Raw genomic sequence first — 19,207 nt, 5'->3', positions numbered from 1 at the left:
TCGGTCCTGCAAACCCACTTCCCGCAAGGATCGACTACGATGTCCCGCCCACCACTGCCCCCCTTTACCCGTGAAACCGCCATCGAGAAGGTGCGCCTGGCCGAAGACGGCTGGAACAGCCGCGACGCCGCCAAGGTGGCCCTGGCCTATACCCTCGACACCCACTGGCGCAACCGCGCCGAGTTCTGCAGCAGCCGCGAAGAGGCCCAGGCCTTCCTCACCCGCAAGTGGAACCGCGAACTGGAGTACCGCCTGATCAAGGAACTCTGGGCCTTCACCGACAACCGCATCGCCGTGCGCTACGCCTACGAATACCGCGACGACAGCGGCCAGTGGTACCGCGCCTACGGCAACGAGAACTGGGAGTTCGCCGAGGACGGGCTGATGCGCAACCGCCACGCCAGCATCAACGAACAGCCCATCAGTGAAGCCGAGCGCAAGTTCCGCTGGCCGCTGGGACGCCGCCCGGACGATCATCCTGGGCTGAGCGACTTCGGCTTCTGAGGACCGACGCCGGATCTGCGGGGCCGCTCGACGGCCCCGTTTCAGGTTTGGGAAACGGACTACGTGAGCCTGGGAAACGGTGAGCGCAGCGTTGTGCCAGACTGCAGGGCGACTCCACTCCAGAACAGCCCGATGAGACCTCTTGATGCCCTTGAGCAACAGATTCCTCTGTTCGCCACCCTGGCCACGCACTCGGCCTACCTACGCGCCGTGCAAGACAGCCCATGCGGCATTCTGTGTGTCGACGGGGGTGAACTGGTACGTATCGAGGCTGATGGTGCCCGGACAGTACTGGGCAAGGCCAGTCCCCGACGCAAGGTCAGGGTCGGTGAAATGCTCAGCGTAAGCAGGGTCGATGGCACGACAGCCAGCAGGCGTGTAGCAGCCCCAAGCCATTCAAGATGCCTGTAGGAGCGGCCTTGCCGAGGCGTCGGACCGGCCGGAAAGGGGTGCGAAGCGCCCCCAGAATTTGTGCCTCACGCTGATATCGCCGGGGCCGCTACGCGGCCCTTTCGCGACACAAGGCCGCTCCTACAGGGGAACGCGCATGGCCGTCTTTCGCCATCACTCGCTTAACGTCCCCCCAACTCCCCGATCTTCTCCAACCGCGCCCGCACGATATTGCGGCTGATGTTCAGCAACCGCCCGGTCTGCAACTGATTGCCATGGCAATACCGGTACGCGGCGCGGAACACAGTCTCCTCGATGTGCTCGTACAGGTCCGGAATATTCTGCTCGAACAATGCCAGCAAGGCGCTTTCCAGGCTCACCGGCGCCACCGCGCCCAGTGCCGGCAATCCGGTCACCTCCGGTTGCCCCAGCGCCTGCGGGCGCATGTCCACCAGGTGCAGGTCCCCCGGCGCCACCTGCTGCTGGCGGCACACCAGCAGCGCATGGTGAATGGCGTTCTCCAGTTCGCGGATGTTGCCCGGCCAGCTGTGCGCCAGCAGCTTGCGCTCGGCCTCGATGCTCAGGCTGGCGCGCTCGTAGCCCAGGCGCCGGCAATGCTCCTCGATGAAGAACTCGGCCAGCGGCAGGATATCCCCCGGCCGCTCGCGCAGCGCCGGCAGGCGGATGGTCGCCACGTGCAGGCGGTAGAACAGGTCTTCGCGAAAGTGCCCGGCCACCACGGCGTCGGCCAGGTTGACGTTGGTCGCCGCCACCAGGCGCACGTTGATCGGCACCGGGGTGCGCGAGCCGAGGCGCACCACTTCACGCTCCTGCAGTACCCGCAGCAGCTTCACCTGCATGTTCAGCGGCAGGTCGCCGATCTCGTCGAGGAACAACGTCCCGCCATTGGCGGCCTCGAACCAGCCGGCCTTGTTCGAGGTGGCGCCGGTGAAGGCGCCCTTCTCGTGGCCGAACAGCTCGCTCTCCACCAAGGTCTCGGCGAAGGCGCCGCAGTTCACCGCAACGAAAGGCTCGCGATGGCGGCGGCTGAGGTTGTGGATATGGCGGGCCACCAGTTCCTTGCCGGTGCCGGTCTCGCCGATGATGAGGGTGTTGGCTTCGCTGGGGGCCAGGCGCTCGATGCGGCTGAGCAGCTCCTGGGAGCGCGGGTCCTTGAACACCAGCACGGTGGCGCGCACGGATTTGGTCAGCTCGCGGGCATTGGGATGGGTAATCAGCGACATGGGGGCATTCCTGGCAGTGTGTGCGCGCCCTCATAGTGCATGAAACAATTTAGACCGAAAAATTATTAATAAATATTTATATATTCGATAAACGAATATACAAGAAACCAACCGTTGCATTGCTGCTGGAGCAGCAACCGGTCAGCAACGGCCTGCCTGCCGATCAGCACCTCGAACCGCGTGACAATGCCTTGGCTGTAGCGCGTAACCCTTGCCGCACAAGGCCTGCAGCCCTGCCAACAGCGCCCTGGCATGCATTTCGCTCAGCCCTGACAAACGCCTGGGCCGCTCAAGCACGCGGCCCGCACACTGTCGGGAGCGCAACATCATGAAAATCCTCTGGCGCCATGGCCTCGCCCTGCTCGGCCTGCTGTTGAGCCTCACCACCTGGGCCGGCGAGCCACCCAAATCCGTACGCATCGCCATCGTCGCCTTCACCCAGGGAGGCGTGCCGGTGTTCGGCGGCATCCCCGGGCGGGTGATCGAGGATGGCTGGCTCGCCCAGCAGCTGGCCCAGCGCGGCATCAGCCTGGACTGGGTCGCCCTGCCCCACGCCGGCGCCGGTCCGCAGATCAACGAAGGCTTCAGCAACGACAGCCTGGACTTCGCCGTGCGCGGCGACCTGCCGTCGGTGATCGCCGGCGCCGGCAACGTGCCGGGCAAGCTGGTGGTGCCCGGTGGCAGCGGCAACAACGTGTACCTGGTGGTGCCGGCCAACTCCAGCGCCCGCAGCATCCAGGATCTCAAGGGCAAGCGCCTGGCCTTGCACCGTGGCCGGCCATGGGAGTTCGCCTTCAGCAACTTCCTCGTCAGCCAGGGGCTGCAACTGAGCGACTTCAAGATCGCCAACCTCAACCCGCAGGTCGGCGCGGCGGCGGTGTCGGCGGGCAAGGTGGATGCGGCGGTGCTGCTCAACGAAGCCTATGCCCTGGAAGACAAGGGCGTGGCGCGCATCCTCTGGTCGACCAAGCAAGGCGCCGACGACTGGCGGCTGGTCTCGGACCTGTGGGCCACCGACCGTTTCGTCGAGCAGCACGCCGACCTCACCCAGCTGGTGGCCACCGCCTGGGTCAAGGCTGCCTGGTGGATCTCCCAGGAGCAGAACCGCGACGCCTATTACAAGCTCTCGTCCCGCGCGGGCGTGGCCGAGAGCGTGCTGCGCCGCGACGACCAGGACGACCCGGTGGCCTGGCAGGCGCGCTGGGCGCCGAAGAGCGATGCCCAGCTCAAGGCCCATTACCAGGCGCTGGCCCGCTACGCCCTGGACAACCGCCTGATCCGCACGCCCTACGACATTGGCCCGGACCTGGCCACCGGCTTCACCCGCCAGGCCCTGAGCGACCTGCAGCTCACCCATTACTGGCCGTCCCTCGACGCCCAGCTCAGCCAACACTGATCAAGAGATCCGCCCATGAAACTGCCCGTCTCATTCGCCCTGGGCCTGTCGGCCCTGGCCTTGTCCATCGCCGCCGTGGCCGCCGACACCTTCGCCCCCAGGCCCGACCCGCAACAGGGCGACGGCCGGGTCTCGACCTTCTACACCTGGAGCAAGGCCATCCCGGCCACCCCCGGCAAGCTGCTGCGCAGCGAGCCGCTGGACAGCGCCCTGAGCCTGCCCAGCGCCGCCAGCGCGCAACGCATCCTCTACACCTCGCTGGACGGCATCGACGGCAAGACGCCGATCGTGGTCTCCGGCGCGCTGTTCATCCCCAAGGGCAAGGCGCCCGCCGGCGGCTGGCCGGTGGCCAGCTGGGGCCACGGCACCGTGGGCGTCGCCGATATCTGCGCGCCGTCCTGGGCCGGCCGCTCGTACCGTGACGTGCAGTACCTCAACCGCTGGCTCGACGAGGGTTATGCCATCGTCGCCACCGACTACCAGGGCCTGGGCGTGCCCGGCGGCCACCCACTGCTGAACAACCGCATGGCCGCCTACGGCATCCTCGACGCGGCCAAGGCCGTGGTCGCCGGTGTACCGGGCCTGGCCAACAAGGTGCTGATCGTCGGCCAGTCACAAGGCGGCGCCGGGGCCTTCGCCGCCGGCGCCTATGCCGCCACCTACGCGCCGGACCTGGGGGTGAAGGGCAGCGTCGGCACCGGGGTGATCTACACCATCGGCGCGCAGAACGTCGGCGAACAGGATGTGAACAAGGTCGATCCGGCGCTGGCCTACGGTTTCTACACCTTGCTGGCGGCGCAGCAGTACGACCCGAGCATCGACCCGCGCGACTTCTACACCGACAAGGCCCTGCCGCTGTTCGAGCAGGCGCGCAGCAGTTGCCTGTCCGCCCTGGTCAGCGATGTGGTCGGCAGCGGGCTGACCCCGGCCAATGCCAAAAAAGACTATCAGGGCGACCAGCTCAAGGCCTGGCTGGCCCAGGTGTCGTACCCGACCCTCAAGCTGGCGCAACCGATCTTCATCGGCACCGGCGCCGAGGACAAGACCCCCGCCGCCAGCACCCAGGTGGCGCTGATGCAGGATGCCTGCAAGGCCGGTTCCGTGGTCCAGGGCCACCTGTACAAGGGCCTGGGCCACAGCGAGACGGTCAATGCCTCGCTCAGGGACTCGATTCCGTTCGCCCGCCAGGTCATCAGCGGCCAGCCTGTCACCCCGATCTGCAACCCCAGTGTCCAGTAAGCCAGGAGCGCAACCATGAGCCTCGAATTCTTCACCCGCCTGCCGCTGCACGGCGAGACCCAGTTCCTCCCGGGCGACCCGCGCAACCGCGGCGACTGGCATGCCGGCGGCCCCAGCACCGGGGCCGTCTCGGGCTTCGCCGTGGGCGACCACTTCAGCTACATCGACTACCTCGGCCAGGTGGCCCGCGCCGCCGAGATCAACGGCTTCGGCGGCGCGCTGATGGTCAACGCGCCGACCGGCGAGGAGCCGTGGACGGTGTGCTCGCTGCTGGCCCGCGAGACCCGCACGCTGAAGTTCGTCACCGCCTTCCAGCCCTACCACTACACGCCCTGGGTGGCGGTGCAGCAGGCCGCCACCTACCAGCGCGCCACCGGCAACCGGCTGGTGTGGAACATCATCAACGGCGGCTCGGACGCGATCCAGCGCCAGGTCGGCGACTTCGAAGGACACGATGAGCGCTACGCCCGCGCCACCGAGTTCATGGACGTGGTGCGCGGTTACTGGCACAACCCCGACTTCCACTACCAGGGCCGCTACTACAGCGCCGAAGGCGGTGGCCTGCGCGGGCCATTGAAGAAGGCCGAGCTGCCGCTGATCTGCACTGCGGGTTCGTCCGAGGCGGCGCGGGAGTTCGCCGCCCGGCACGCCGACTTCTACCTGATGCGCGCCGAGCACCCCGACGAAATCGCCGCGCTGATCGCCGACATCCGCGCTCGCGCCTTGAAGCACGGACGCAGCGATATCCGTTTCGGTCTGTCGATCGATGTCATCACCCGCGACACCGAGCAAGCCGCGCTGGCCGAGGCCAAGCGCTTCTTCGACGAGGGCGTGGCCAAGGGCACGGTGAAGGCCCGCGCTGCCCATGCCGGGCTGCGCACCGCGCGCAAGCTGAGCTACGAGCACGAATACGCCGACCAGGATGAAGCGCGGGCCTTCGACGACTTCTTCATCCACCCCAACGTGTGGACCGGTTTCGGCTACATCGGCATCCCGCCGGGCTGCGCCCTGGTCGGCAGCCACGCCAACGTGGTGGCGCGGATCCGCGAATACCATGCCATCGGCATCGACCTGTTCTTCCTCGCCGGCTACCCGCACCTGGAAGAGGCCTACCGCCTCGGCGAACACATCCTGCCGCATTTCCGTGACCAACGCGCCCCGCTCACCCGTCCGGGCCAGGCCTGACCTCGGCGGCGCGCAGCCAGAGCGCCGCCGTTCAGTGTATGGCGCTTCGAGAATCTCTGGCTAAAAGGCTGAGCACTGCCCCCTGTAGGAGCGGCCTTGCCCAACCGCAGGCGCAGGTGGCCAAGCTGGCAGTTGCAAACGTACGGAGGTGGCGGCTGGTCTGCGCAGCCTTCACCTGATGCATTGCCGCAGCGTGTCCACGGCAGGACGGGACGCACGCCCCCAGAGGATCTTGACCTCCATGGGCGTGCTCCTTGCGCGAAAGGTGGGGATCAGTTGCGGCGGTCGATGCCGGGCACCAGGCCAAGCTCACTGGCACGCTCGTACAGGCCGCTCATCTTCCACTGCTGGGTGAGCACGCCCGGGCCATAGGGGCGCGAGCCGCCGAGGGCGTCGGCGAGCAGCTGGATCTGCGCACCCTCCTCCAGCAGCAGGATGAATTCGGCGGTGGCGCGCAGGCCCTGCTTGCCCCACACGGTGGCGCCGCCGTTGGCCTCGAGAATGGCCAGGTTGAACGGGTTGGCGGCGATCTGCTCGAGGATGAAGTCCACCTCAGCCTGGCGGCGATCGATGTACACCGGCAGCTCGCGGGCCAGCTGGTAGCGCTGCACCGGCACGTAGTGGAACGGCAGGCTGCGGTGGGTCTGGGCCCAGGCGCCGAGGTAGGGGCTGTGCACGTGGGACACGGTGGTGATGTCGGCGTGGGTCTGGAACAGCTTGGTGTAGCGGCCCAGTCCCCCCTTGCCCTTGCCGAGGATGGTATTGCCGGCGAAGTCGCTGACCGTCGCCTCCAGCGGCTTGCGGTGGTTCCACGGGCCGCCGTAGTTCACCGACACCAGCAGCTCCTCGCCGGGCACCCGCTCGATGAAGCCGACGGTGCCATTGGCGGTGATGGTGCGGGTTTCGCGAAACACGCTGAAGGCCGCTTCGGCCTCGGCCAGCACCTGGTCGGTGAAGGCTTGCAGCTCGGCGGTGAGGGGGCGTTCGTTGATCAGTGCGGTCATGTTCGGTCTCCGGTATCAGGCGCGGCGCTGGGCCAGCAGGTCGTGGGCGGCTTGCAGGGGGCGGTGGTCGACCCAGTCGGCGAGGTCGAAGTCGCGTTCCAGGAAGCCGTGCAGGTTGAGGAAGGTTTTCTGGATGTCGAGGAAGGCCAGGCGCTGGGGCGACAGGTCCGGTGCCAGGGTGGTGTGGAAGTCGCCGCGATAGGCGTCGGCCACGCCCTGGCTGCCGGCGCGGGTCTCGTCCTCGAGGATGGCGTTGAGCGCGTCGCGGTTGCCGGCGGCCCAGTCGGCGGCGCGCAGGGTCTGGGCGAGGAAGCGCGTCACCAGGTCGAAGTGCTCGTCGAGCAGGCGCTGGTGCACGGTGATCGGCCGTGGCGTGCCGTTGTTGATGCGGTAGCGCGGGTCAGGCAGGGCATCGAGGTCGATGCCCACCACCAGGTCCAGGCGGCGGGCGGCATCGGCGGCAGCGGCGCCTTTGACGTACACCGCGTCCACCTCGCCGCGCACCAGCGGATCCAGCCCCGACCACAGCCGTTGCAGGCCCAGTTGCGGGGTGCCGGCATCGAACTGGTCGAGCAGCGCCACCTCCACCAGGTGCACGTCATCGAAGCCCAGGCCGGCCGAGGCCAGCGCGCCTTTGTAGCCGTGCAGGCTCATGGCCCGGGCAATGCTGCCGGGGCGGTTGTCACCCCAGGCCGGCAGGGCCAGGCGCTTGCCGCGCAGGTCCTCAGGGCGGCGGATGTTGCTGTCGGGGCGGACCAGGATGGTCTGCCATTCCTCGATCCAGGTCAGACCGATCAGCCGCGTTGGCGCACCGGCGGCGCGGGCGGCCAGGGCCGGCAGGTTGCCGCCCTCGCGGAACAGGCCGGGGAGTTGGTGATCGTAGTGGTGATGGCCGAGCTGGCGGGCCTCCTGCAAGGTATCGATGGGCAGGCCGTCGGCGGCGAATTCGTCTTGCAGCCAGCCGAGCTTGTAGGCGATGCCCGAGGCGGTGGGCACCGGGCAACGGGTGAACCATAGGCGCTCCAGGGTTTCAGTTTTGACAGTGGCTTGAGGGAGGGTCATGGGTGGCTCCTTGGACGTCGTGCAAGGACCATTGCAGCGGCCGTGCCAAGGGCTGTAATGCCCGGAACAAGGGGCTTCTCGATGATGGCCAAGGTGGTGATTGCTGACCAGGATGCAGGATTGCGGCGCGGGTGTTGCCAGATCAGCAGAAACCGCGACCAGGGGTGTTGCTGGAGCAGCAAGGGTGCGCTGAAAGCCCTGTACTCCATGGACTTCAGGGCTGTGGCAAAGAAGTTGCTCTGGTGTTCGTAGGCATCGCGGGGCAAGCCCGCTCCCACACCGACCCGCGATGGGCCATACACCGCCACCGAGGTAACCCATGACCACCATCGAACACCCGCCAGCCCGGCGCATCACCCATGAAGCTGAAGCCATCGACATCGCCCGCCAGGTCGCCGGCGAAATCGCCGCCCTCGCCGCCGACCCAGGCAACAACCGGCAACTGCCCCGCCGCCAGGCCGAGCTGCTGTCGAGCAGCGGCCTGACCGCCATCGGCGTGCCGACGCAATTCGGCGGCCTCGGCGCCTCGGTCGCGACCATCGTCGAGACCGTGCGCCTGGTCTCCAGCGCCGACGGCGGCGTCGGCCAACTGCTGCAGATCCACAACGTGATGCTGCGCGGTGTGCTCGGCGGCTACCCCGACGAGGTCCGCGACCGTGTGCTGGCTGATGTGCTGGCCGGCAAGCGCCTGGGCAATGCCCTGGCCGAGGTCGGCGGCAAGAACAAGTTCGCCCTCAAGACCCGCGTCGAACGCCGCGCCGACGGCAAGCTGGTGCTCAACGGCAGCAAGTTCTATTCGACCGGCGCCTACCTGGCCGACTGGATCTCGCTGACCGCCGCCAGCGAGGACGGTGGCGCCGGCGTACTGCTGCACCGCGACACCCCCGGCCTGACCCTGGTCGATGACTGGGACGCCTTCGGCCAGCAGCACTCGGTGAGCGGCACGGTGAAGTTCGACGAGATCGTCCTCGACGAGCGCTTCGTCACCTTGCGCAGCGGGCCGATGAAGCGCACCGGCCTGACCTTCCCGCAGATCCTTCACGCCGCCATCGACAGCGGCATCGCCGCCGGCGCCCTGCAGGCGGCGGTGGACTACCTGCGCGAGCACGCCCGGGCCTGGGTCGAGAGCGGCGTCGAACGGGCCAGCGACGAGCCGCACATCATCCGCCAGGTCGGCGAGTACGCCGTGGCCCTGCGCGGCGCCGAGTCGGTGCTGCGCGAGGCGGCGCGGGTGTTCGACGCCCATGAACGCGACCCGGCGGACAAGGCGCTGGAGGACGAGCTGATCCTCTCGGTGGCCACCGCCCGGGCGCATGCCGACGGCGCGGCGCTGAAGATCGCCAGCGACCTGTTCTCGCTGCTGGGGGCCAGCGCCTCGCTGAGCAAGTGGAACCTGGACCGCTTCTGGCGCGATGCCCGGGTGCACACCACCCACGACCCGATCCGCTGGCGCCTGCACAACGTCGGCAACTACTACCTCAACGGGGTGGATCCGGGGGAGTACACGGCGGTGCTCAATGCCAAGGAAGCGCAAGGCGCTACACGTCGCTGACGCCATCGCGGGGCAAGCCCGCTCCCACGCCAGACCTGCAACGACACAATCGGCGTGGGAGCGGGTTTGCCCCGCGATGAGGCCCGCCCCACCACCAGACCCGAGCCCTGCATGACCTCCAGCCACCCCCTCCTGCGCGCCCTGGCCATCTACCGCGAGATGCCCTGGCGCTTCACCCTGGTCACCACCCTGTACATCGCCGGCAACCTCGGCCTGGCCTGGCAGCAATGGCTGATCGGCCACGCGGTCGACGATGTCGGCGCCGGCCGCGCCGTCACCCGCCTGGCCGACGGCAGCCTCGACGCCAGCCTGGGCTGGCACTGGCTGTGGAGCCTGCTGGCCATCGCCCTGGCCCGCGGCCTGCTGCAGTACGCCGCCGCGGTGCTGTCGCTGGTGCTCAGCCAGGCCCTGCTGACGCGCCTGCGCGAACGCATTCTCGAACAGGTCCAGGCCCTGCACCTGGGCTACCACTGGCACCATGGCATGGGCGAGCTGGTGACCTGCACCACCCGCGACGCCGACAAGGTGCGCGATGCGCTGATCACCTTCTGGCGGCAGATCGTCGAGACCCCGCTGGTGCTGCTGGCGGCGGTCGGCCTGCTGGCCTGGTACGACCCGCTGCTGGGCCTGGTGCCGCTGCTGCTGACCGGCATCGGACTGTGGCTGTTCGTGCGTCAGACCGAACGCCTGGTCGGCCTCGACCGGGCCGTGGCCACGGCCTACGACCAGGTCAGCCAGGACCTGGCCGAAGGCATCGGCGGCGTGCGGGTGATCAAGGCGTTCGGCCTCGAGGACCGGCGCATCGCCCGCTTCGCCGAGCAGGTGACGCTGTTCAGCGGCCATGCCCGCACGGCGCTGGCCTATGCCAGCTCGCGCATTCCCCTGCCACAGGCGGTGGTCGCCCTCGGCCATGTGTGGATCCTGGTGTACGGCGCCCACCAGGTGGCCGCCGGGCGCCTGGGCATCGGCGAGCTGGTGACCTCGCTGCTGGTGGGCACCACCCTGGTGTTCCGCATCGAAGGCATCGGCCGGGTCATGCAGACCTTCGCCGACGCCCGCGCCAGCGCCGAACGCATCTGGCAACTGCTCGACGAGCGCCCCGCCATCCGCAGCGGTCAGGGCACGCTGCCAGAAGGGCCGCTGGGCCTGAAGCTGGAGCAGGTGCGCGTGGCCGCGCCGCAGGCCGGCCGCGACCTGCTGCATGACTGCTCGCTGCAACTGCGCCCCGGCGAGGTGGTGGCGCTGGTCGGCGCCACCGGCAGCGGCAAGAGCCTGCTGGCCAGCCTGCTGCCGCGCCTGGCCGAAGTGGATGGCGGCAGCGTGCGGGTCGGTAGCGACACCCATGGCTGGCACGATGTACGCGATCTCGACCTGGCGGCCTTGCGCCACCGGGTGCAGGTGCTGCCACAGGAAAGCTTCCTGTTTTCCGACTCGCTCGCCGCCAACCTGCGCCTGGCCGCGCCCGACGCCACCGACAGCGAGCTGCGCGAGGCCCTGCGCCAGGCCGCCGCCGAGGATGTGCTGGAGCGCCTGCCCCACGGCCTGGACACACCGCTGGGCGACCGTGGCGTGACCCTGTCCGGCGGCCAGCGCCAGCGCCTGTGCCTGGCCCGCGCCCTGCTCGGCGCGCCCGACATCCTGTGCCTGGACGACGCCACCAGCGCCCTGGACGCCCAAAGCGAGCGCCGCGTGCTCGACAACCTGCGCCGTCAACGCAGCCAGACCGGCCGCGCGCCGACCCTGCTGCTGATCACCAGCCGCCTGTCCACCCTGCTGCTGGCCGACCGCGTGCTGCTGCTCGACGGCGGGCGCATCAGCGCCAGCGGCAGCCATGCCGAGCTGACGGCAAACAACGCCCACTACCGCGACCTGCTGGGGATCGAGCATGGCTGAAAGCGATATCGACATCGAACAGCGCCTGGCCCGCCAGGCCCTCGACCGCGGCATGCTGGGCCGCCTGCTGCCGCTGCTGCGGCCGATCCGTGGGGCGATCCTGAGCGTGATCGGCCTGGAACTGCTGCTGGTGTTCACCGTGTTCCTGCGGCCGTGGTTCGTCCGCGAGCTGCTCGACCGCGGGCTGATCCAGGACGCCGGCCACTGGTTGCTGGACGAACGCCTGGTGCTGTGGCTCGGCCTGGGCCTGGCGGCCAGCTGGCTGGGCCGTTTCCTGCTGGCGGGCGTCTCGCAGTTCATTGCCGGCGGCGCCGCCATCGGCGTGCTCAACGCCCTGCGCGTGCAGGTGTTCGCCCATGTCCAGGCGCTGTCGGTGAGCTACTTCGACCAGACCCGCGCCGGGCGCATCATCGCCCGTGCCGACCGCGACGTCGACGCGCTGGAGCCGTTGCTGGTGCAAGGCCCGCCGGAGCTGCTGGGCGCCCTGCTGCGCTGCGGCCTGGCCGGGGTGATGCTGTGGCGCATCGAGCCGAGCTTCTTCTACAGCCTGGCGGCCACCGTGCCGCTGTTGGCACTGGCCACCTGGCGCTTCAAGCGGGTGTCGCAGCGCAACTGGGCCAAGGTCGCCGAGCAGCGCAGCCGCTTCACCGCGCACCTGGTCGAAAGCGTCAGCGGCGTGCGCCTGATCCAGCAGTGCGGGCGCGAGGCCAGCAACCAGAGGCGCTACCGGCACCTGCTGGAGGCCTTCAACCAGGCGCTGATCCACGGCAGCCTGCGCACTGGCTGGTTCGCGCCGTTCACCGCGCTGCTGGGCACGGCGGGCATGGCCGTGCTGTTGCTGGTGGGCGCCTTCGGCCTGGCCGAAGGCCGGGTGAGCGTCGGCCAGGTGGCCGAGAGCCTGTTCTACGTGTTCCTGTTCCTCGGCCCGCTGCAGGAGCTGTCGGACCTGTTCGAGCGCTACGCCACCGGCAGCGCCTCGGCGCAGCGCATCTTCCTGCTGCTCGACACCCGCGCCCAGGTGCTCGACCCCGAACAGCCTCGGACGCTGGGCCGGGCCCGTGGCCAGGTGGACTTCGAGCAGGTCGGCTTCGCCTACAACGCCAGCGCCCGCCCGGTGATCGACGGGCTCGACCTGCAGATCCCGGCGGGCGAAGTGCTGGCCATCGTTGGTCCCTCAGGGCATGGCAAGAGCACCCTGGTGCAGTTGCTCACGCGTTTCTACGACGTGCGCCACGGCGCGGTGAAGCTCGACGGCATCGACCTGCGCGAACTGGCCCAGCACGACCTGCGGCGCAACGTCGGCGTGGTGCTGCAGGACAATGTGCTGTTCAGCGGCACCCTTCTCGACAACCTGCGCCTGGCCCGGCCCGGCGCCGATGATGCCCAGCTGATCGCCGCCGCCCGCGAGCTGGGTGCCGACGAGGTGCTGGAGCGCCTGCCGCTGGGCTACCACACCGAAGTCGGCCCGCTGGGCAGCCACCTGAGCCATGGCCAGCGCCAGCTGGTGTGCCTGGTGCGCGCCTACCTGGCTGACCCTGCGGTACTGGTGCTCGACGAAGCGACCTCGGCGGTCGACGTGCACACTGAACGGCGTATCCAGCAGGCGCTGCGTCGGCTGTGCCAGGGGCGCACGGCGATCATCATTGCCCACCGCCTGGCGACCATCCGCGACGCCGACCGGATCGCCGTGGTGCGCCACGGGCAGGTGGTCGAACTGGGGCGGCATGCCGCGCTGGTCGAGGCCGGCGGGGTGTATGCCGGGTTGTACGCGACGTATCTGCGCAGTGCCGGGGAGGTCGCCATCAGGAACTAGGTTGCCCCGCGATAGGGCCCTGCTGCTGCTCATGCAATCACTGCTGCCCGGCTGCTGCCACAGCAACACCTCATCCTCGCCATCCCTCGCAGTTCCGGCCCTGCAGTGCCATGGCACAGCCGTTGCACCACCCTCCCCATCGACAACCTCCCCTTCAGGAGCTCCCATGACCACCGAATTCTTCTGGCGCCTGCCCCTGGGCACCGACGGGCCGCAGCTGTCCACCGACCGCCACACCCGTGGCAACCCGCAGCACCGCCCGGGCCACATCGCCCCCGGCCGCCTGCCCAACGGCGAGGCCGACGGCTTCACCTACATCGACTACATCGCCCAGGTGGCCAAGGCCGCCGAACTGGCCGGTTTCGAAGGCGCCCTGCTGCCCACCGGCCCCGAGCCGTGGATCGCCGCCGCGGCGCTGGCCCGCGAGACCCGGCGCATCCGCTTCCTGATCGCCTTCCAGGCCACCTGGACCCTGCCCGCCTACGCCGCGCAGCAGGCGGCGATCCTGCAGAACCTCAGCGGCGGGCGGCTGGACTGGAACATCATCACCGGCGGCAACCCGGCCAGCCAGCGCGCCAACGGCGACTTCCTCGAACACGACCTGCGCTACAAGCGCACCGGCGAATTCCTCGACGTGATCCAGGGCCTGTGGGCCAACGACACTTTCTCCTACGAAGGCGACATCTACCGCCTGGAGCACGGCAGCCTGCCACCGGGCCTGGCCCACGAGCGCAAGCCCGGGGTGTACTTCTCCGGCTTCTCCGACGCCGCGCTGGAGGTCGCCGCCCGCCACGCCGACGTCTACCTGAACTGGGCCGAGCCGATCGACAAGCTCAAGCCGCATCTCGAGCGGGTGCGCGAACTGGCCGACAAGCAGGGCCGCACGGTGCGCTTCGGCCTGCGCGTCGACCTGTTCGCCCGCGAAACCGAAGAGCAGGCCTGGCGCGAGCTGCGCCAGCAGTTCGAACGCCTCGAAGGCAAGAGCAGCGCCATCGCCAAGGGCTTCGTCACGGGCTCCGACTCGGTCGGCGGCGCCCGCCAGGCGGCCTATCACCAGCACCTGCAGGACTTCGACGAACTGAAGCTGGCGCGCAATCTCTGGGCCGGCTTCGCCAAGGCCAAGCCCGGCCCGACCGTGGGGCTGGTGGGCAGCCACCAGAACATCGCCGAGCGCCTGGCCGAATACCGCGACGCCGGCTTCTCGACCTTCATCCTGGCGGCCAACCCGCACCTGGAAGAGGCCCTGCGCATCGGCCAGGAAGTCCTGCCGCTGGTGCAGCAGGCCGCCGCCGCGCCGCTCAAGGCCAGCGCCTGAGGAGAACGACCATGAGCCAACCCCTCGACACCCTCTGGTACACCCGCTGTCCGGTGCCCACCGGCCTGGGCATCGCCGTGCAGCAAGGCTGGCTGCAGCAGGACCTGGCGGCCCTGGGCACCCGCGTGCAGTCGCTGCGCGAAGCCGACGAGCAGGCCGTGCGCGAATCGCACTTCGACCACACGTTGCGCAACTCGGTGCGTCACGGCGGCAGCATCCCGGCGATCTGGGCCCGCGCCCAGGGCCGCGAGACCCGCGTGATCGGCCTGTCCTGGGCCGACGAGGCGCAGCTGATCCTGACCCGCCCGGACAGCGCCATCCACAGCGTGCAGGACCTCAAGGGTCGGCGCTTCGGCCTGCCCGACTGGAGCGCGGCGCAGATCGACTTCACCCGTGCCCAGGCCCTGCGCGGCCTGGAAAACGCACTGAAGCTGCACGGCCTGCAGGTGGGTGACCTGCACCTGGTCAACTACCGCTACCACGGCACCTTCAGCGACCGCCCGGTACGCAATGTCGCCGGCACGCCGGTGTCCACCGGCCAGGGCGAGGGCCGCAACCTGGAGCTGGCCGGCCTGCTGCGCGGCGAGGTGGACGCGATCTTCCTCAAGGGCGCCAGCGCCGTGCAGCTGGCCCACGCCTTCGGCCTGCGTACCGTGATCGACACCGGCAGCCACCCCGACCCGCTGATCCGCAGCAACAACGGCACGCCGCGCACGCTGGCCGTGGACAGCCATCTGCTCGAGCGGCACCCGCAGGTGGCCCGCACGCTGCTGGGCAGCGTGCTGCGCGCCGAGCACTGGGCGCAGCAGCACCCGGACGAGACCCGCCGCTACCTGGCCCGCGAAACCAACAGCAGCGAATACTGGGTCGGCGTGGCCTATGGCAACGACGCTCACCTGCGCCTGCGCACCGCCCTGGACGAACAGGCCATCGACGCGCTGCAGGACTTCGTGCAGTTCCTCGTGCGCTGGCGCTTCATCCCGGCCAGCTTCGCGGTGCGCGACTGGATCGACCGGCAGCCGCTGGACGCGCTGCTCGCCGCCCCTTCTCCCATGGACAGGAAACCCATCGCCTTATGAGCAAGCCCCTGGAAACCCTCTGGTACACCCACAGCCCGGTACCCACCGGCCTTGGCATCGCCGTGCAGTCCGGGCGCCTGGCCCAGGCCTTCGCGCCGTTCGGCACGCGCATCCAGTCGCTGCGCGAGTCCAGCGAGCGCGAGGTGCGCGAGGCCCACTACGACCACCACCTGCAGAACTCGGTGCGTCATGGCGGCAGCATCCCGGCGATCTGGGCCTACGCCAGCGGCGTCGAGACCCGGGTGCTGGGGCTGAGCTGGATCGACGAGGTACAGCTGATCCTCACCACCGAAGAGAGCGGCGTGCGTGGCATTCGCGACCTGAAGAACCGCCGCTTCGGCCTGCCCAAGTGGGCCAACGTGCAGATCGATTTCACCCGCGCCCAGGCCCTGCGCGGCCTGGAGAACGCGCTCAAGCTCGAAGGCCTGAACGTGGCTGACGTCGAGCTGGTCGACTACCCCTACGGCGGCACCTACAGCGATGAGCCCAAGCAGCATCTGTACGGTTCTGAGGTGGCACTGGACACCCGCCGCGTGAGTCGGCGCAACAACGAGTTGATCGGCCTGCTGCGTGGCGACATCGACGCGATTTTCCTCAAGGGCGCCCACGCGGTGCAGCTGGCCCACGAGTTCGGCCTGCGGGTGGTGGTCGACACCGGCAGCCACCCCGACCCGCTGATCCGCAGCAACAACGGCACGCCGCGCACGCTGACGGTGGACACCCACCTGCTGCACGAGCATTTCGAGGCCAGTCGCACCCTGGTCGACACTGTGCTGCGCACCGAGCAATGGGCCTGGGCCAACCCCGAGGACACCCGGCGCTTTCTCGCCCGCGAGCTGAACACCAGCGAGTACTGGGTGGCGGCGGCCTATGGCGAGGATGCCCACCGACGCCTGCGCACGGCGCTGGATGGCCGCTCCATCGCGGCGTTGCAGGACTTCAGCGAATTCCTTCATCGCTGGGGCTTCATCCCGCGGCGCATCGATGTGCGCGAGTGGATCGATTCGAGCGTGCTGGAGCAAGTGATCGGCTCCACATCGCGATTGGCTGTCTGAACCTGAAAGGGCATTGGGGCAGCCCTGCTGCCCCAGCAACACCCGCCAAACACCCGCTGCTGCGCCATCCACATCGATCGCCTCAACAACTAATAAATATCAATAAAAACAGTGTGTTATGAGCCTGGCACAGTCCCTGCTCTGTCTTCCCCAACAACGCTTTCACTCGGGGAGATTCCACATGCACCAGCGCCATCCACTAGCCCGCCAGATCAGCCTCGCGCTGCTGCTGGGCAGCACCGCCAGCCACACCTTCGCCGCCAGCGACACCAAGACCGAGCCAGCCCTGGAGACCGTCACCGTCACCGCCCAGCACCGCGAACAGACCCTGCAGGAAGTGCCGGTGGCCGTGTCGGCGATCAAGGGCACGCAACTGGTCGCCGACGGCGTGCGCTCGATGGGTGACATCACCACCTTCGTGCCCAACGCCTCGGCCAAGAACCCCGATGGCGACGGCCGCCCGCGCTGGTACATCCGTGGCCTGGGCACCGGCGACACCGGCGCGGCGACGGTCTACCCGGTGGGCATCTACGCCGACGACGTCTACCTCAACGCGCCCATCGCCGGCGGCGGGCCGCTGTTCGACCTGGAGCGCATCGAGATCCTGCGCGGCCCGCAAGGCACCCTGTACGGCAAGAACACCACCGCCGGCGCGGTCAACGTGATCTCGAAGAAACCGACCTTCGACACCGACGGCTATGGCACGGTCGGCTTCGGCAGCAAGAACGAACGCATCCTCAACGGCGCCCTCGGCGGTACCCTGGTGGACGAGAAACTGGCTGGCCGGGTGTCGCTGTATTCCGAGGAACGCGACGGCTTCCAGCACAATGACTTCGACGGCAACAGCTACGGCGACGTCAACAAGAAGGCCGTGCGCCTGCAGTTCCTCGCCCAGCTCAACCCGGACCTGGACGCCCTGCTGAAAATCCACAGCCGCCAGTTCAAGGGCGACGGCAGCAACGGCTCGCTGCCGGTGGGCCGCTACTACAACGTCGGCTACCAGCGCCCCAATGGCCGCGACATCTCGCTCAACGTCAACGAGGACTACCGCCTCGACCACGACGGCGCCTCGCTGACCTTCAACTGGTACCTGGGCGACTACACCCTGACCTCGATCAGCGCCTACGACTACATCCGCAACCGCTCCACCACCGACGCCGACTACACCCCCTACGAGGTCAATGGCGCCTCGATCACCGACAACAGCTACCGCCAGTGGTCCCAGGAACTGCGCCTGGCCTCGCCGGAGGACCGACCGCTGCACTGGCTGCTCGGCGCCCACTACTTCCACGAAGACCTCGACAGCGCCTCGCAGCGCATCGTCACCCCGGGCCCGACACCCAACGGCAGTGGTTCCAACCAGGTCGGCACCACGGCGTTTCGCGATCTGGGCTTCGACCACCGCACCGACAGCTACGCGCTGTTCGGCAACGTCACCTATGACTTCACCGACGACTTCAGCGTGACCGGTGGCCTGCGCTGGACCCAGGAAAAGAAGGACATCGACCTGGACCTGGTGCAGCTGACCCGCGCCAGCGCCAACGGCCCGCTGATCCCCATCGCCGGCGCCGGCAGCAACGGCAACCGCCAGCAGGACAAGACCTGGGAAGCCTGGACCTACGACCTGACCCCGGAGTACCGCATCAACGACAACCTGCGGGTGTTCTTCCGCTATGCCCATGGCTTCCGTTCCGGCGGTTTCAACACGGGGCTTTCCACCAGCCTGGCGCAGCTGACCACGGTCGATCCGGAAGAGCTGGACGCCTACGAGCTGGGGCTGAAGTCCGAGTGGTTCGACCGGCGCCTGACGGTCAACGCCAACGTCTTCTACTACGACTACTCGGACATCCAGGTAAACCTGCTGACGGTCAACAACGGCGTGCTCACCACCGCCCTGACCAACGGCGCCAAGGGCAAGGTCAAGGGCGCCGAGCTTGAGATCGAGGGCCAGCCCACCGAGCGCCTGCACCTGCGCGCGGCCCTGTCGTTCCTCGACACCGAGTACACCGATTTCAAGAACACCAACCCCACCACCGGCGCGGTGACCGGCGACTACAGCGGCAACAGCTTCGTGCGCTCGCCGCGCAACGTGGTGTCGCTGGGCGCCGACTACACCCTGCCACTGGACGTGCCCGGGCGCGTGGTGGCCGGGGGCGACGTGAGCTTCCGTGACAAGGAGTACTTCCTCGCCGACCGCCAGAGCAGCGCCGACCAAACCCTCAGCCAGCCCCACTACACCCTGGCCAATGCGCGCCTGAGCTGGTTCAGCGCCGACGACAAGCTCAGCGTCAGCGGCTTCGTCAACAACCTCACCGACCGCCGCTACCAGGTGCATGGCCGGCCCAACGGCGGTGCCGGGCAGTACGTGATCACCTATGGCGACCCGCGCACCGTGGGGATGAGCGTTACCAGCCGGTTCTAGGTCGCCCTTTGCGGCCCTGTCGCGGGGCAAGCCCGCTCCCACGCCAACGCTGCC

The 19,207-nt window shown here is 68.6% G+C and carries 14 protein-coding genes; 11 read left to right on the top strand and 3 right to left on the bottom strand.

Annotated features, from left to right (window positions below; translation table 11 throughout):
- The first annotated feature begins 39 nt into the window (after positions 1-39).
- Positions 40-504 carry a nuclear transport factor 2 family protein gene (locus tag HU751_RS04005; RefSeq protein ID WP_050705204.1) on the top strand — a complete coding sequence of 155 codons (465 nt, stop codon included), beginning with the start codon at positions 40-42 and terminating at the stop codon, positions 502-504.
- 572 nt (positions 505-1,076) lie between these two features.
- On the opposite strand, the gene HU751_RS04000 is transcribed toward HU751_RS04005, so the two are convergent.
- Positions 1,077-2,138: a sigma-54 interaction domain-containing protein gene (locus HU751_RS04000; protein ID WP_186732554.1), complete on the bottom strand. Its 1,062-nt coding sequence runs from the start codon at positions 2,136-2,138 to the stop codon at positions 1,077-1,079.
- 328 nt (positions 2,139-2,466) lie between these two features.
- Between HU751_RS04000 and HU751_RS03995 the strand changes: the two genes are divergently transcribed.
- Genes HU751_RS03995 through HU751_RS03985 form a run of 3 tightly spaced genes read left to right on the top strand, consistent with a single transcriptional unit; the run spans position 2,467 to position 5,958 of the window.
- A complete protein-coding gene (locus HU751_RS03995) occupies positions 2,467-3,534 on the top strand; it encodes an ABC transporter substrate-binding protein (protein ID WP_186732555.1) in 1,068 nt (355 codons plus the stop codon).
- Between the two features lie 15 nt (positions 3,535-3,549).
- A complete protein-coding gene (locus tag HU751_RS03990; protein ID WP_186732556.1) occupies positions 3,550-4,773 on the top strand; it encodes a lipase family protein in 1,224 nt (407 codons plus the stop codon).
- A gap of 15 nt (positions 4,774-4,788) precedes the next feature.
- Complete coding sequence (locus tag HU751_RS03985; RefSeq protein ID WP_186732557.1) at positions 4,789-5,958, top strand: LLM class flavin-dependent oxidoreductase; 1,170 nt, start codon at positions 4,789-4,791, stop codon at positions 5,956-5,958.
- 272 nt (positions 5,959-6,230) lie between these two features.
- On the opposite strand, the gene HU751_RS03980 is transcribed toward HU751_RS03985, so the two are convergent.
- Both HU751_RS03980 and HU751_RS03975 read right to left on the bottom strand, forming a co-directional pair.
- Positions 6,231-6,962 carry a class II aldolase/adducin family protein gene (locus HU751_RS03980; RefSeq protein ID WP_186732558.1) on the bottom strand — a complete coding sequence of 244 codons (732 nt, stop codon included), beginning with the start codon at positions 6,960-6,962 and terminating at the stop codon, positions 6,231-6,233.
- 15 nt (positions 6,963-6,977) lie between these two features.
- Positions 6,978-8,024 (bottom strand): ABC transporter substrate-binding protein, encoded by a 1,047-nt coding sequence (locus tag HU751_RS03975; protein ID WP_186732559.1) that lies wholly within the window; start codon positions 8,022-8,024, stop codon positions 6,978-6,980.
- Between the two features lie 319 nt (positions 8,025-8,343).
- On the opposite strand from HU751_RS03975, the gene HU751_RS03970 reads away from it, so the two are divergent.
- The 7 genes from HU751_RS03970 to HU751_RS03940 all read left to right on the top strand — a co-directional run bounded on the left by HU751_RS03970 (position 8,344) and on the right by HU751_RS03940 (position 19,153).
- Positions 8,344-9,576, top strand: a complete 1,233-nt coding sequence (locus tag HU751_RS03970) for an acyl-CoA dehydrogenase family protein (RefSeq protein ID WP_186732560.1) — start codon at positions 8,344-8,346, stop codon at positions 9,574-9,576.
- 111 nt (positions 9,577-9,687) lie between these two features.
- Entirely contained in the window at positions 9,688-11,469 is a 1,782-nt protein-coding gene (locus HU751_RS03965; RefSeq protein WP_186732561.1) for an ABC transporter ATP-binding protein, read from the top strand.
- Complete coding sequence (locus HU751_RS03960; RefSeq protein ID WP_186732562.1) at positions 11,462-13,282, top strand: ABC transporter ATP-binding protein; 1,821 nt, start codon at positions 11,462-11,464, stop codon at positions 13,280-13,282. Before HU751_RS03965 ends, HU751_RS03960 begins: the two co-directional genes overlap by 8 nt.
- A 166-nt stretch (positions 13,283-13,448) precedes the next feature.
- The gene (locus tag HU751_RS03955) at positions 13,449-14,597 is read left to right on the top strand and encodes an LLM class flavin-dependent oxidoreductase (RefSeq protein WP_186732563.1); all 1,149 of its coding nucleotides are present in this window, start codon (positions 13,449-13,451) and stop codon (positions 14,595-14,597) included.
- Between the two features lie 11 nt (positions 14,598-14,608).
- Positions 14,609-15,676 (top strand): ABC transporter substrate-binding protein, encoded by a 1,068-nt coding sequence (locus tag HU751_RS03950; RefSeq protein ID WP_186732564.1) that lies wholly within the window; start codon positions 14,609-14,611, stop codon positions 15,674-15,676.
- Positions 15,673-16,731 (top strand): ABC transporter substrate-binding protein, encoded by a 1,059-nt coding sequence (locus tag HU751_RS03945; RefSeq protein ID WP_186713457.1) that lies wholly within the window; start codon positions 15,673-15,675, stop codon positions 16,729-16,731. The genes HU751_RS03950 and HU751_RS03945 overlap by 4 nt, the downstream gene beginning before the upstream one ends.
- A gap of 181 nt (positions 16,732-16,912) precedes the next feature.
- Positions 16,913-19,153, top strand: a complete 2,241-nt coding sequence (locus HU751_RS03940) for a TonB-dependent receptor (RefSeq protein ID WP_186732565.1) — start codon at positions 16,913-16,915, stop codon at positions 19,151-19,153.
- Positions 19,154-19,207: the final 54 nt, after the last annotated feature.

The sequence above is a fragment of the Pseudomonas peradeniyensis genome (assembly GCF_014268935.2).
GTDB classification, from domain to species: domain Bacteria; phylum Pseudomonadota; class Gammaproteobacteria; order Pseudomonadales; family Pseudomonadaceae; genus Aquipseudomonas; species Aquipseudomonas peradeniyensis.
Note: the sequence above shows the minus strand (reverse complement) of the source record. Positions and strands in the feature narration are given on the sequence as shown.

Coding starts and splice junctions, on each gene's coding strand:
- HU751_RS04005 (WP_050705204.1), top strand. CDS start 40: ATGTCCCGCCCACCACTGCCCCCCTTTACCCGTGAAACCGCCATCGAG.
- HU751_RS04000 (WP_186732554.1), bottom strand. CDS start 2,138: ATGTCGCTGATTACCCATCCCAATGCCCGCGAGCTGACCAAATCCGTG.
- HU751_RS03995 (WP_186732555.1), top strand. CDS start 2,467: ATGAAAATCCTCTGGCGCCATGGCCTCGCCCTGCTCGGCCTGCTGTTG.
- HU751_RS03990 (WP_186732556.1), top strand. CDS start 3,550: ATGAAACTGCCCGTCTCATTCGCCCTGGGCCTGTCGGCCCTGGCCTTG.
- HU751_RS03985 (WP_186732557.1), top strand. CDS start 4,789: ATGAGCCTCGAATTCTTCACCCGCCTGCCGCTGCACGGCGAGACCCAG.
- HU751_RS03980 (WP_186732558.1), bottom strand. CDS start 6,962: ATGACCGCACTGATCAACGAACGCCCCCTCACCGCCGAGCTGCAAGCC.
- HU751_RS03975 (WP_186732559.1), bottom strand. CDS start 8,024: ATGACCCTCCCTCAAGCCACTGTCAAAACTGAAACCCTGGAGCGCCTA.
- HU751_RS03970 (WP_186732560.1), top strand. CDS start 8,344: ATGACCACCATCGAACACCCGCCAGCCCGGCGCATCACCCATGAAGCT.
- HU751_RS03965 (WP_186732561.1), top strand. CDS start 9,688: ATGACCTCCAGCCACCCCCTCCTGCGCGCCCTGGCCATCTACCGCGAG.
- HU751_RS03960 (WP_186732562.1), top strand. CDS start 11,462: ATGGCTGAAAGCGATATCGACATCGAACAGCGCCTGGCCCGCCAGGCC.
- HU751_RS03955 (WP_186732563.1), top strand. CDS start 13,449: ATGACCACCGAATTCTTCTGGCGCCTGCCCCTGGGCACCGACGGGCCG.
- HU751_RS03950 (WP_186732564.1), top strand. CDS start 14,609: ATGAGCCAACCCCTCGACACCCTCTGGTACACCCGCTGTCCGGTGCCC.
- HU751_RS03945 (WP_186713457.1), top strand. CDS start 15,673: ATGAGCAAGCCCCTGGAAACCCTCTGGTACACCCACAGCCCGGTACCC.
- HU751_RS03940 (WP_186732565.1), top strand. CDS start 16,913: ATGCACCAGCGCCATCCACTAGCCCGCCAGATCAGCCTCGCGCTGCTG.